Consider the following 12,375-nt stretch of genomic DNA (forward strand, 5'->3'; position numbering starts at 1 on the left):
TCCCGCGCGGTCGACTGGTTTGTCCGTCGACGCGTCCTGGGCGCGCGCGTAGCGTCGAGATAGACCCCGCCGAGACCTCTCCCGGACCGCCCCGCTGGGCCGGGGCCGATCCCAAGAAGGGAGTGCAACGGTATGAGCTATGGCGTCGTCCACCAGTTCAAGGGTGGCACCAAGGATCAGTACGAGGCCTCGATCGCGGCGGTTCACCCCAGCGACGGGAGCCTGCCGGCCGGGCAGATCTTCCATGCCGCGGGGCCGTCTGCCGACGGCTGGACCATCGTGGCTCTTCACGAGAGCAAGGAGAGCTGGGAGGCCTTCCGGGACGGGATCCTGATGCCTCGGATGCAGGCAGGCATCGACGGCGGCTTCGCCGAGCCGCCGCAGGAGACGGTGTTCGAGGTCGTGAACGAGGTCACGGCTTCGGCCCACGCCTGAGCCGCACGCGACCATCGGTCGCGCCATGGACGTCCATCGTTTTCGACCACGAGAGCGACGAGTGGCCCCCTGGAGGGACCACTCGTCGCACCTCTGAGCTCGGTGTGTGTCGCCTGGACGTATGCGTGGCGAGGGCTCTCGGGTGTCAGCCGAGCTGCTCCCTCCGTCGGGCACCTGGGCGCAGGTGGACACAGCTCGGGTTCGAGAGGCGTGCACCGGATGCCTGGCCCTGAGAAGGCGAGAATGAGCCTGACGTGGCTCTGGCCGCGAATTGCTCTTTGAGCAAAGGCCGGTGAGCTGCAGTGATGCGTTCTGCTTGGTGCGTTTTAGCGTGATTACGGCGCCCTTAGGGTCGCTGGTCGAGTTCATAAAGCGGCTGTGGACGGCCTCGCGCCCGGCCGTCGCACCCGGGCGGGGCAATTACCTGACCGATTTGGTGTCTTGCCACCCAATCCTCACGCGGATACGTTGAATGGACAGTCAAAATTGGCTGCCAGGGGGTCGCAATTCTCTTCTGAGGCGACTTGTGCGATTCGGCCTTATTAGGTCTTTAGGGCGTTGCGTGCGCTAATCAGCGCGGCTCAACAAGCGATGTCGTGGACTGTATGTGTCCATCTCTTTGGCCCGCTCGACCTCCCGAATTCCAAAAACCCTTCAAGGGAGAGAAATGCGCAAAACATACGTGATTGCCGCCGCCAGTGCTGCCCCTCTGGTTCTGGCCCTCGCTGGTGCCTCCGGGAGCCAGGCCGTCGCGGCCACCCAAACCAGTCACGACTCCTCCGTCTTCTCGACGATGCTGACCCGGTCCCCACCAACCACGTGAATGCCAGTGGTACCGCGTCCGTTCGTCTTGACGGCGACACCGCGTGGGTCACGGTCAAGGTCAAAGGCCTGATCGTCGCTCCGCACGCCATGCACATCCACTACAAGGGCGAAGGCGAATGCCCCCAGGCCGACGACGCCGCCAAGCACAACGGGCACCTGGCCATGAGCACCACCGACGGCCTCGACGACTACGGGCCGATCGGCACCTCGCTGACCACCCGAGGCGACACCAGCCCCGCCAGCGCCCTGGCCATCTCCCGATTCCCGCAGGTCGGCACCTACACCTACACGCGCAGCATCGAGCTGACCCATGACGTCGCCATGGCGGTCCGGCAGAACAACGCCGTCATCGTTGTCCATGGCATCGACTACAACCACAACAACAAGTACGACAACGTGCTCGGCGTCAGCGACCTGACCTCCACCCTGCCAATGGAAGCCACCGCCCCCGCGATCTGCGGCGCCCTCACCAAGGCCAGCGACCGCTGAACCGCATCCATGATTGACTGACGCGGCTATCCCCGGGGATCTCGTTCTGACGGATCCCGGATATTCCACCTTGCCCCGCAAGGACGAGAACAGATGCATCTGTGTGGTCCGTCGAGATGAGTTGAAGCAATCCGCTATCGCAGATTCGCGCCAGCTTGGGCGAAAGACGCCGCCGTGTTCTTGAGAATGTAGTTCGCGCGCTCACGCTCGGTCACCCGACGCGTGGGCGCACGCATCTCCAATCGTCGCCTCCCCGTGCTCCTCCAGCCTGTCGCGGTAGTGCTGGGCCGCTCGAATGCGGGTCGCGTCGTCGAACGTCTTCGCTGCAGGCATGAGAATGGTCCTACGTGCTAGATCAGCAACGTCCGCGAGGCGCAGATGGTTCACATCGGTCAGGAGGACATGCTCGAGTGCTCCACCTCGGCCTCGTCAATGTGCTCATGACCCAGACACTTCACGAGCGGCGGGGTGCGTGCGGTGCCGACGAACTCGGCAGCACCTCGAGCACCGGGCGACCGGGGTACGGCATGCGCCCACCCTACGGTGCGCATCCCTAACTCGAACACTAGTCCCAGAGTGGCCAGATGGCAGGCGGCTCGGCAGGGGGCACGAGCACCCCATGCTGTCGGTCGCCATCCCATAGGCACTGCTGAGTGAGCGGGACCCGCGATGCGCCAGGCCCGCACCCCGGCATCGTCACCCCTTGGGAGCAGCGGGAGGGGCAGTGGTTCGCTTTGATGGCCTAATACCTCGATGCGGATGGTGTGCTTGCTCAACAGTGGCTCGTGGCGGAGCGGCTTACGCCAGTCAGCCAGATGACGCGCCCGTGATATTGGCCGGGTGCAGCCACTGTCAACACGCGAATCACATCCGACGGCATCCGACATTCCGTGGAAACTGCCCCTATGCGACCAACTGTTCTGCACAATCGCTCTGCACCACCCACAAGCTGAGACAGGGACATCATCAATGAGCGACAACTCGACTACCTCCTACTACAACGCCCTGCCCCCGCAGGGTGAACCGCTAACCCCCGACCCAACCCCCGCCCCGAAAAAGATGAGCAAGGGCAAGAAGTGGGCCATAGGTGTCGGCGCGCTCTTCGCTCTCGGCCTCATCGGCAACTTGGGGAGCAAGGCCCCGACGGTTGACCCGACAGCCGTGTCTGTCGCCGTCCCCCAGTCGACGACCACGGTCGCGGGCGCAACCCCCACGCTCAATCCGTCCGTCCAGGCATCGCTGGACAAGGCCGCTGCCGACAAGGCCGCGGCAGACAAAGCCGCGGCAGACAAGGCAGCAGCGGACAAAGCCGCTGCCGACAAGGCCGCCGCGGACAAAGCTGCCGCAGACGCCGCAGCCGCGAAGAAGGCAGCAGATGCCCAGGCAGCCGCCGAGAAGGCAGYCGCCGACAAGGCCGCAGCGGAGAAAGCAGCAGCCGACGCGATGTCCAACGGGCAGCAGCAGGCGGTCGCCAAGGCCGAGTCGTATATCGAGATGACCGCGTTCTCCAGAAGCGGTCTGATCAAGCAGTTGCAGTTCGAGGAGTTCTCCCAGGCCGACGCGACGTTCGCTGTCGACCACATTACGGTTGACTGGAATGCGCAGGCCGCTGAGAAGGCCAAGTCCTACCTCGAAATGTCCCCCTTCTCACGCAACGGTCTGATCAAGCAGCTGCAGTTCGAGGGCTTCACAAGTGCGCAGGCCACCCACGGGGTCAATGCCGCAGGGCTTTGAACATCTAGGTTCTCGAACGAACATCCGGGCTCTCAAAAACCGCGGAGGCAGACAGGCCTGGCCGGGCGTGGACGGGGTAAGTCGTCCGCCCCGGCTCGCAGTTATCGCTTCCGCCATGGCTGAACCTTTTGCGTCGGCGGCAGGTCGTCGCCGAGAGCGTGACCGAGGTCGGTGGCCGGCTCGTCTGGTCCACTCCGAAGACGCACCGGACGCGGACGGTGCCTTTCCCGCCGTCGCTCGGGCCGGGCATCGAGGCCCTGTGCGTCGGCAAAGGGCCGGATGACCTGCTGTTCACCGCGCCGGGTGGGGGAGCGGTCCGTCTGGGGAACTGGCGTCATCGAGTGTTCAACCCGGCATGCCGAGAAGCTGGCCTCGTCAACGTCAAACCTCACGACCTGCGTCACACGGCGGCCTCCCTTGCGATCGCAGCGGGGGCGAACGTGAAGGCTGTGCAGCAGATGCTGGGGCACGGTCGGCAGCGATGACGCTCGACGTGTACGCCGGTCTCTTCGGTGACGACCTGGACGCCGTGGCTCTGGCTCTCGACGGGCTTGTGCCCCAGATGTGCCCCCGCGACCCTGGAGGCATCAAAGGAGGGGCGGTCTCATGCCGCAGACTCGAGTTGAACTGCGCAAACGTGTGGTGGGGCAGCAGGGGCTTGAACCCTGGACCGACGGATTATGAGTCCGCTGCTCTGACCGGCTGAGCTACTGCCCCGGGACCGTCGCGAGCCGTGCAGGCCGTCGAGGTCGATCGGAGTCTAGCGAGCCGCTGCCGATGGTCGGGAGTCGGTTCCGGCGGTCGCCCCGCGACACTCTAGGCTCGCCCTGTCCCAGGCCCCCGCACGTGAGGAACAGGAAATGAGTGACGGCATCCGCGTGGCAGCGGTCGACGACGTGGAGCCCGGCGAGGCGCTCGTGCTCGACACGGCGGTCACGGCGACGCCCGAGCCGATCTCCTTGTTCCGCGACGACGACGGCACGTACTACGCCCTCGACGACACCTGCTCCCACGAGGACGCCTCCCTCGCCGAAGGCTGGATCGAGGCGGGTGAGGTCGAGTGCCCGCTGCACGCGACGCGCTTCTGCCTGCGCGACGGCAAGCCGATGTGCCTCCCGGCCACCAAGCCGGTCAGGACCCATCGAGTCGAGATCCGTGACGGCGAGGTCTATCTCTTCCCCGGTGTCGCTGCGAGCGCCTGACGTGTCACTGGTTCAACCTTAGGACGAAAGTGGACATATCGGCACCTGAGATTGCTGGTGCCCCTGCGCCCCATGGTGCACAATGGGCGAGTGCTCGATGCCGAGCATGCTCCACCCGCATCACCGAGACAGTTCGCCGCACCACGAAGTAGCAGGCGTTGGGGAAGACGTCCCTGCAACTTCAGGAGGTTCGGATGGCTGTCGCGATGTCGCGCACCCAGACAGGCGGGGTTCTGTTCGTACACGGAGCCCCAGCCGCGCTGTGCCCGCACATCACGTGGGCGATCGAGGCCGTCCTCGACCAGCGGGTGACCCTCGACTGGATCCCTCAGCCGGCTGCGCCCCGGATGATGCGCACCGAGCTGACCTGGACCGGCGCCCCCGGAACGGGTGCCGAACTGGCCAGTGCCCTGCGCGGCTGGGACGGGCTGCGCTACGAGGTGACCGAGGACCCGTCCCCGGGCTGCGACGGGGCACGCTGGTCCTACACGCCCCGCCTCGGCATCCACCACACCATGACGTCTGCCTCCGGTGACGCCGTCGTGCAGGAGGACCGCCTCCGCGAGGCGATCATGCGCACGCGCGGCGACGCCGACGCGCTCCAGGACGAGATCGACCTGCTGCTCGGCGTCCCGTGGGACGAGGAGCTCGAGGTGTTCCGCTACGCGGGAGACGGTGCTTCCGTGCGCTGGCTGCACAAGGTCGGCTGACCACCCCAGCGCTCGTCCGCCCCGCCCTCCAGCGTGGCGAGCGGGACGTGACGAGGGCCCGGGCGGTTCGTGCGCCCGGGCCCTCCTCGCGGCGACCTCGTCCGGCGCCCAGGGAGGACTCCTCACGGGGCCGAGGATCGGCATGATCGGGGGCATGAGTACACGCCGCGGGCTCTTCGTCGCCCCCTTCGACGCCCTTGCCGACCCTCGAGTCCTCGCAGACCTCGCCGTCAGGGCCGAAAACTCGGGCTGGGACGGCTTCTTCGTCTGGGACCACCTCAGGTACGGCGACCGGGTCTCCGAGATCGCCGACGTGTGGACGTGTTGCGCAGCCATCGCGATGCGAACGGAGACGATGCTGCTCGGCCCGATGGTGACCCCGCTGGCGCGACGCCGACCGCAGGTGCTGGCCCGGCAGGCTGCGAGCCTGGCGGTGCTCTCGAGTGGTCGGTTCGTGCTCGGGTTGGGGCTCGGCGACGACTGGGTGGGCGAGTTCACGACCTTCGGTGACCAGCCGGACCCGCGGGTGCGCGCTGCCATGCTCGACGAGGGGCTGCATCTCCTGACCGGCTTGCTGTCGGGTGGTCACGTCGATCACCGGGGCGCCTACTACACCGCTCGCGACGTGCAGTTCCAGCCCGCGGCCGCGGTGCCCATCTGGCTGGCCGGACGATTCGGCAACCGGGCGCCACTGCGTCGAGCTGCGAACTACGACGGGTTCTTCGTCATCGACGTGGAACAGCCCGACGATCTCGCCCGGGTGACGTCAGACCTCGCGTCCCACTCTCCCGCCGCAGGTTTTGACCTCGTGGTGGACATCCGCCCCTCGCAGGATCCCGCTCCGTGGATCGACCACGGTGCGTCCTGGGTCCTGACGCGCCTGGGACCGTTCGACCTCGACGTGGCGCAGGTTCGCGCGATCATCGAGGCGGGACCCGGCTGAAGCGTGCCCAACCCTGCGGTACCGAGGTGACGCCCCAGCGTGGAAGGTCGCACCCCGCCGAAGGGGTGCGACCTTCCAGGCTGCGGAGAGGCTGCTCCGCCCCTGCAGCGGAGGCAGCCGGAGCCGAGACTCAGATGCTGCGGATCGCCAGGGCGACGTTGTGGCCGCCGAAGCCGAACGAGTTGTTGAGGGCCGCGATGTCGCCGTCGGGGAGCTTCTGGTGCTCGCCGGTGACGACGTTGAGCGCGATCTCGGGGTCCTGGTCGTCGAGGTTGATCGTCGCCGGTACGAGCCGGTTGTAGATCGACTGGATCGTGATGACCGCCTCGAGGGCTCCGGCCGCGCCGAGCAGGTGCCCGGTCATCGACTTCGTCGCCGTGACCGACAGGTTGCCGGTGTGGTCGCCGAAGGCGCGCTTGATCGCGTTGTACTCCGCGACGTCGCCGACGGGGGTCGAGGTGGCGTGCGCGTTGATGTGGATGATGTCGGTCGGTGACAGGTCGGCGCGCTCGACGGCATACAGCATCGCGCGGGACGCGCCCGAGCCGTTGGGCTCGGGGGCCGTGATGTGGTGTGCGTCGGCCGACATGCCGACGCTCGCGAGCTCGGCGTAGATGCGGGCGCCACGGGCGCGGGCGTGCTCCTCCGACTCGAGGACGATGACGGCGGCGCCCTCACCGAGCACGAAGCCGTCACGGCCCGTGTCATACGGCCGCGACGCCTTCTCGGGCTCGTCGTTGCGGGTCGAGAGCGCCTGCATCGCGGCGAAGCCGGCGATCGGCAGCGGGTGGACCGCCGCCTCGGTGCCGCCGGCGACGACGACGTCGGCGCGGCCGGTGCGGATCATGTCGATGGCATAGCCCATGCTCTCGGCGCCGGAGGCACAGGCGCTGACCGTCGTGTGCGCGCCGGCGCGGGCGCCGAGGTCGAGCGAGACGGCCGCGGCGGGCCCGTTGGGCATCAGCATCGGCACCGCGAGCGGGTAGACGCGCCGGGGCCCCTTCTCCTTCAGCACGTCCCACTGGTCGAGCAGGGTCCACACGCCACCGATGCCGGAACCGATGGCGGCGCCGAGGCGCTCGGGCTCGATCTCGGGGGAGCCGGCGTCGGCCCACGCCTCACGGGCGGCGATGAGGGCGTACTGGCTCGACGGGTCGAGGCGACGGGTCTCGACCTTGGTGAGGACCTCGCCGGGCTTCGTGGCGATCGTCGCTGCGAAGGTGACCGGGAGCTCGTACTTGGCGACCCAGTCGAAGTCCATCGGGCGGGCGCCGGACCGGCCGGCGAGCAGGGCCTCCCACGTCTCAGTGGCGGTTCCGCCCAGGGGCGTGGTGGCTCCGAGACCGGTGACCACGACGCGTCGGTCGCGATTGGACGTCATGGTGACGTGCTCCTCTGAGTCGAGTGGGGTGGGGTCGTGCGAGGGGTGGAGCGGGTGGGGGTGGTGCGGTCGGCGCCCGGTCCTGCCGGTGACGGCGTCGCGGACGGTCTTGAGGTTCTTGACCTCGCTGTCCGGGATGCGCACGCCGAACTTCTCCTCGGCGTTGACGACGATCGTCATCATCGAGAGGGAGTCGATGTCGAGGTCCTCGGTGAAGGACTTGTCCATCTCGACGGACGCGGTGTCGAGACCGGTCTCCTCGTTGACGATCTCGGCAAGACCCTCGAGGATCTCCTGCTCGGACTGAGCCATCTGTCTACTCCTTGGTGTGTGGTGCCTGGTGGTTGTCGTTCCGTGGCCCGAATGACCCGTCGGGACCCGCGGGAGTGCTGGACTGCCCGTGTCGGGCGTGCTCAGGGCAGCACGACGACCTGCGCGGCATACACCAGGCCGGCGCCGAAGCCGATCTGGAGAGCGAGGCCGCCGCTGGGGATCTCCTTCTCGGCGAGCATCCGTGTCGTCGCGATGGGGATGGAGGCCGCCGAGGTGTTGGCCGTCGTCACGATGTCGCGAGCGACGGGGATGTCGGCGGGCAGCTTGAGCTGCTTGACCATCGCGTCGATGATGCGGATGTTCGCCTGGTGCGGGATGAAGGCGTCGAGGTCGTCGGCCTTGATGCCGGCCTTGTCGATGGCCTGCTGGGCGACGGGGGCCATGCCCCAGACGGCCCAGCGGAAGACCGTCTGGCCGGCCATGCCGATCGCCGGCCACACGTTCTTGTCGGCCTGCGCGGACCGCCAGGACTCGCGCACGTCGGTCCAGGCCTGCTTCTGGCTGATGGCGTCGCGCTGCGTGCCGTCGGAGCCCCACACCGTGGGGCCGATGCCAGGGGTGTCGCTCGGGCCGATGATGCACGCGCCAGCCCCGTCGCCGAAGATGAAGGCACTGCCGCGGTCGTACGGGTCGGTGAAGTCGCTCAGCTTCTCGACGCCGACGACGAGGACGTAGTCGGCCGACCCGCCCTTGACCATGTCGCTGGCCATGGCCACGCCGTAGCAGTAGCCGGCGCACGCCGCCGAGATGTCGAGGGCGGGCGCGGTCGAGCCGAGCCGGGACGCGAGCTCGGGCGCCGCGGCGGGCGTCTGGTACGGGTGCGTCACGGTGGCGACGAGGACGAAGCCGATCTGCTCCGGTGCGACGCCCGCTTGCTCGAGGGCCTGGCGGGAGGCCGCCTCGGCCATGTCGATGACGCTCTCGTCGTCGGCGGCGAAGTGGCGGCTGATGATGCCGGACCGCTCACGGATCCACTCGTCGCTCGAGTCGATCTTGTCGACGATCTCGGAGTTCATGACGACGCGGGCCGGGCGGTAGGCGCCGACGCCCATGATCCGCGAGTGGCGCGGCGCGCCGTTGTCGACGAGGGTGCCGGTGCCCTTGGGCGTCGGCGCGGTGGCGCTGGGGGATGTCACGTGAGGCCTTCTCGAGGGTGAGGGTTCAGGTGGGTCGTGGATCGGCGCTGGAGGGGTCCGGGGACGGGGTGGCCGTCGGACGGGGACCTCTCCATGAGCCTGCCCCTTGTCGGGGTGGTGCGCTAGTCAAGGATCCGTCACGAGCCTGTGTGGGCTGCGATGAGGGTCCGGGCCGCCTCGAGGTCGTCGGGGGTCTTGACGGCGAGGGTCTCGACACCGGGCATGGCCCGCTTGGCGAGGCCGACGAGGGTGCCGGCGGGAGCGAGCTCGACGAGGCCGGTGACGCCGAGCGCGAGCATCGTCTCCATGCAGCGGTCCCAGCGCACCGGGTTGCTGACCTGTCGGACGAGGCGGTCGAGCGCGTCGGGGCCGTCGGCCACCGTGGCACCGTCGGCGTTGGAGAGCAGCCGGAGCGCCGGGGCGGCGGGCGTGACCTCGCGGGCGGCCGCGGCGAGGGCCTCGACGGCGGGGGACATGTGCTGGGTGTGGAAGGCGCCGGCGACCTGCAGGGGGATGACCCGTGCCTTGGCCGGGGGGGCTGCGCGCAGGGCCTCGACCTGCTCGAGGGTGCCGGCCGCGACGATCTGTCCGGCGCCGTTGACGTTGGCGGGCGTGAGGCCCTGGGCCTCGAGCGCAGCCAGGACCTCGTCCGGATCGCCGCCCAGCACGGCGGCCATCCCCGTCGGGGTGACCGCGCTGGCCTGCGCCATGGCGCGGCCTCGGGTGGCGACGAGAGAGATGGCCTGCTCGTCCGTCAGGACTCCGGCGAGGGCGGTGGCCGTGAGCTCGCCCACCGAGTGTCCGGCGAGAACGGCGCGTGTACCGGCGAGGTCGCTGCGGGTCGGGAAGAGGGCCGAGGCGGTGACGAGTCCGGCCGCGACGATGAGCGGCTGGGCGACGGCGGTGTCCTTGATCGTGTCGGCGTCGGACTCGGTGCCGTGCGCGACGAGGTCGTGTCCGGCCGCCTGGCCCAGGGCGGTCAGCTGTTCGCGCACCCCGTCGAGCTCGAGCCAGGGGGTGAGGAAGCCGGGAGTCTGGGAGCCCTGTCCGGGGCACACGATCGCTAGCACGTGCTCCACCTTTCCCGGTTACCGGTCAGGACCCCGCCACCGAATGTCACGAAGTCGCGGAGGATACTTTGGAGGTTTCCTCCAAAAGCAGGGACGCAGCCGAGCCGACCGCGGTCGGAGTGCTGGCGGTCGAGGGGGCGGGTGTCGCGGCAAGGCGACCCAGGGCCAGGGCGATGCGCACGGTCCAGGCCTCGCGCGGTGACGTGAGGTCGTAGCCCGTCACGTCGGAGATGCGTCCCAGCCGGTAACGCACCGTGTTGGGGTGCACGAAGAGCGCCCGCGCGCTGGCCTCGAGCGAGCCTCCGGTCTCGAGGTAGGCCGTGGCCGTCTGCAGCAGTGGGGCGTGACTCGCGCGAGCCAGTGGCCGGTGGATCCGGTCGACGAGGATGCGCCGGGCCGGCGGGTCGCCGGCAAGCGCCCGTTCGGGCAGCACGACGTCGGACTCGAACACGCGCGGCGCGTCGGGCCAGGCGGCGGCGGCCACGAGCCCGCTCAGCGCCGCTCGGGCTGAGCGGCCCGCGGCGAAGAGGTGCGGCACCGTGGGCCCGAGCACGATGGGCCCCGGTCCGAAGCAGCCGGCGACGGACTCGACGACCCGCGCCGCCTCTCGCGTGCCGCCGAGGATGGCGATCAGGCGCGACCGCTGCACGATCGCCAGCGCTTCGACGCCGTGCTGGCGGACGGACCGGCGGAGGTCGTCCACGGCCGGGACCGCGCCACCAGGCACTGCCGGCGTGCTGCCCACGACGAAGGTCACGTCGGCGACGTCGCCCCAGCCGAGGGCGCTCGCCCGCGACTGCATCGAGTCGTCGGCCTCGCCGCGGAGGACGGCGTCCACGACGAGAGCCTCGAGGCGGGCGTCCCACGCGCCACGGGCTTCCGCGGCACCGGCATACACCTCAGCGGCAGCGAAGGCGATCTCGCGCGAGAAGCGCAGCACGGACTCGCGCAGCAGCTGCTCGTCGCCGGGACCCGCGAGGCTCTCGACGCGCGACTCGACGACGTCGACGACGGTGCGCACGAGGTCGAGGGTCTGGCGCAGGCTCACCGACCGGGTCAGCTCCTGGGGGGCGTTGGCGAAGATCGAGATCGCCGACGGCGGGTGGCTCTCCTCCTGGTGGAACCACGCGATGAACTGCGAGATGCCGGCCTGCGCGACGAGTCCGACCTGCGAGCGCTCCTCGGCGGAGAGGTCGCGGTACCACCCCAGGTGCTCCTCCATGCGCTGCGACGCGAGCGTCGACAGCTCGCCGGAGCTGCGCTCCACGGCGCGCGAGGTGGCCGCACTCGGGTGCTGCCGCGGTCCGCTCACGGTGCCAGCCTAGGACGATCCGCGTCGCGATTTTGTATGCCGTTCACAAACCGCCCGCAGGCACGTGCGGTCCTCGGGTCGTGCCGCGAGGTCAGCGGGCCGTGAGGACCGCGGTGTGGCCGGCATACGACCTCGGCCCGTCGAAGTGCGGGAGGGACCCGGCGAGACCGGGGGAGAACGTCGCGAGGTAGGCGCAGGCCGCCTCGTGGTCGGCGAAGGTCGCACGCGTCTCGATGTCGCGTCGGGCGACGTGCTCGAAGTGCCTGCCGAGGATCTCGGCGGCGTTCTCCGACGTGAACTGGGTGACGAGCGGGTCACCGCCGGCGTCGCGGAGCAGGTCGGCGAGGTGCTCACTCCCGTTGGTCGCGACGTGCAGCGTGCCACCGTCGCGCAGGACCCGGCGCACCTCGCCCAGCGCGCCGTCGAGGTCCGGCACGTGGTAGAGCATCCAGGCGGCGACGGCGCCGTCGAAAGAGCCGTCGCCGAAGGGCAGGCCGTCGGCGGGTGCCACCTCTGCGGTGACGCCGAGTGCGCGCGTGGCCTCGACCATGGCGGGGGAGAGGTCGGTCGCGACGTAGTCGACGTTCGGCGCCTCGTCGAGGACGGAACGAGCGAACTGGCCCGTGCCGCAACCGACCTCGATCAGCCGCCGGGGCTGGGTGGACACGACGAGGGTCCGGAGGACCTCGACGGGCGACACGCCTTCGGGCCCGGGCCCCCAGACGCTGCGGCGGGTCTCGAGGCGGTCGACAGTCGCATACTGCTGGCCGACGAGGCCCCGGTCCGTCATCTCGCGCATCGATGG

Annotated in this window: 12 protein-coding genes, 1 tRNA gene and 1 pseudogene; 7 read left to right on the forward strand and 7 right to left on the reverse strand. The window is 69.2% G+C overall.

Features of this window, described 5'->3' with window-relative positions:
* Window positions 1-132 precede the first annotated feature (132 nt).
* The 4 genes from AB4030_RS19965 to AB4030_RS19980 all read left to right on the forward strand — a co-directional run bounded on the left by AB4030_RS19965 (window position 133) and on the right by AB4030_RS19980 (window position 3,968).
* Window positions 133-435, forward strand: coding sequence for a hypothetical protein (locus AB4030_RS19965; protein WP_442280949.1), 303 nt, complete (start codon window positions 133-135; stop codon window positions 433-435).
* Window positions 436-1,254: 819 nt separating this feature from the next.
* Window positions 1,255-1,749: a hypothetical protein gene (locus AB4030_RS19970; protein ID WP_442280950.1), complete on the forward strand. Its 495-nt coding sequence runs from the start codon at window positions 1,255-1,257 to the stop codon at window positions 1,747-1,749.
* A gap of 969 nt (window positions 1,750-2,718) precedes the next feature.
* Window positions 2,719-3,483: an Ltp family lipoprotein gene (locus AB4030_RS19975; RefSeq protein WP_442280951.1), complete on the forward strand. Its 765-nt coding sequence runs from the start codon at window positions 2,719-2,721 to the stop codon at window positions 3,481-3,483.
* A gap of 158 nt (window positions 3,484-3,641) precedes the next feature.
* Window positions 3,642-3,968: a tyrosine-type recombinase/integrase gene (locus tag AB4030_RS19980; protein ID WP_442280952.1), complete on the forward strand. Its 327-nt coding sequence runs from the start codon at window positions 3,642-3,644 to the stop codon at window positions 3,966-3,968.
* A gap of 155 nt (window positions 3,969-4,123) precedes the next feature.
* Here AB4030_RS19980 and AB4030_RS19985 read toward each other — a convergent pair.
* A tRNA-Ile gene (locus tag AB4030_RS19985) sits at window positions 4,124-4,200 on the reverse strand.
* A 143-nt stretch (window positions 4,201-4,343) separates the two neighbouring features.
* Here AB4030_RS19985 and AB4030_RS19990 point away from each other — a divergent pair.
* From AB4030_RS19990 to AB4030_RS20000, 3 genes are all read left to right on the forward strand, one after another.
* On the forward strand, window positions 4,344-4,685 hold the full coding sequence (locus AB4030_RS19990; RefSeq protein ID WP_442280953.1) for a bifunctional 3-phenylpropionate/cinnamic acid dioxygenase ferredoxin subunit: 342 nt from the start codon (window positions 4,344-4,346) through the stop codon (window positions 4,683-4,685).
* A gap of 194 nt (window positions 4,686-4,879) precedes the next feature.
* Window positions 4,880-5,395 (forward strand): DUF3145 domain-containing protein, encoded by a 516-nt coding sequence (locus AB4030_RS19995; RefSeq protein WP_442280954.1) that lies wholly within the window; start codon window positions 4,880-4,882, stop codon window positions 5,393-5,395.
* A gap of 154 nt (window positions 5,396-5,549) precedes the next feature.
* Window positions 5,550-6,338 carry an LLM class flavin-dependent oxidoreductase gene (locus AB4030_RS20000; protein ID WP_442280955.1) on the forward strand — a complete coding sequence of 263 codons (789 nt, stop codon included), beginning with the start codon at window positions 5,550-5,552 and terminating at the stop codon, window positions 6,336-6,338.
* Between the two features lie 130 nt (window positions 6,339-6,468).
* On the opposite strand, the gene fabF is transcribed toward AB4030_RS20000, so the two are convergent.
* The 6 genes and pseudogenes from fabF to AB4030_RS20030 all read right to left on the reverse strand — a co-directional run bounded on the left by fabF (window position 6,469) and on the right by AB4030_RS20030 (window position 12,369).
* Complete coding sequence (gene fabF / locus AB4030_RS20005) at window positions 6,469-7,719, reverse strand: beta-ketoacyl-ACP synthase II (RefSeq protein ID WP_442280990.1); 1,251 nt, start codon at window positions 7,717-7,719, stop codon at window positions 6,469-6,471.
* Between the two features lie 99 nt (window positions 7,720-7,818).
* A pseudogene (locus tag AB4030_RS20010) lies at window positions 7,819-8,031 on the reverse strand (acyl carrier protein); the annotation flags it as partial.
* Window positions 8,032-8,132: 101 nt separating this feature from the next.
* Window positions 8,133-9,188, reverse strand: coding sequence for a beta-ketoacyl-ACP synthase III (locus AB4030_RS20015; RefSeq protein ID WP_442280956.1), 1,056 nt, complete (start codon window positions 9,186-9,188; stop codon window positions 8,133-8,135).
* Window positions 9,189-9,325: 137 nt separating this feature from the next.
* Window positions 9,326-10,258, reverse strand: a complete 933-nt coding sequence (locus tag AB4030_RS20020; RefSeq protein WP_442280957.1) for an ACP S-malonyltransferase — start codon at window positions 10,256-10,258, stop codon at window positions 9,326-9,328.
* A 46-nt stretch (window positions 10,259-10,304) separates the two neighbouring features.
* Entirely contained in the window at window positions 10,305-11,570 is a 1,266-nt protein-coding gene (locus AB4030_RS20025; protein ID WP_442280958.1) for a PucR family transcriptional regulator, read from the reverse strand.
* Between the two features lie 91 nt (window positions 11,571-11,661).
* Window positions 11,662-12,369, reverse strand: a complete 708-nt coding sequence (locus tag AB4030_RS20030) for a class I SAM-dependent methyltransferase (protein WP_442280959.1) — start codon at window positions 12,367-12,369, stop codon at window positions 11,662-11,664.
* Window positions 12,370-12,375 lie beyond the last annotated feature (6 nt).

The sequence above is a fragment of the Terrabacter sp. 2YAF2 genome (assembly GCF_052114705.1).
Lineage (GTDB): Bacteria > Actinomycetota > Actinomycetes > Actinomycetales > Dermatophilaceae > Terrabacter.

Bases quoted from the DNA above. Each gene is read 5' to 3' on its own strand.
- AB4030_RS19965 (WP_442280949.1), top strand. From the start codon at position 133: ATGAGCTATGGCGTCGTCCACCAGTTCAAGGGTGGCACCAAGGATCAG.
- AB4030_RS19990 (WP_442280953.1), top strand. From the start codon at position 4,344: ATGAGTGACGGCATCCGCGTGGCAGCGGTCGACGACGTGGAGCCCGGC.
- AB4030_RS19995 (WP_442280954.1), top strand. From the start codon at position 4,880: ATGGCTGTCGCGATGTCGCGCACCCAGACAGGCGGGGTTCTGTTCGTA.
- AB4030_RS20000 (WP_442280955.1), top strand. From the start codon at position 5,550: ATGAGTACACGCCGCGGGCTCTTCGTCGCCCCCTTCGACGCCCTTGCC.
- fabF (WP_442280990.1), bottom strand. From the start codon at position 7,719: ATGACGTCCAATCGCGACCGACGCGTCGTGGTCACCGGTCTCGGAGCC.
- AB4030_RS20030 (WP_442280959.1), bottom strand. From the start codon at position 12,369: ATGCGCGAGATGACGGACCGGGGCCTCGTCGGCCAGCAGTATGCGACT.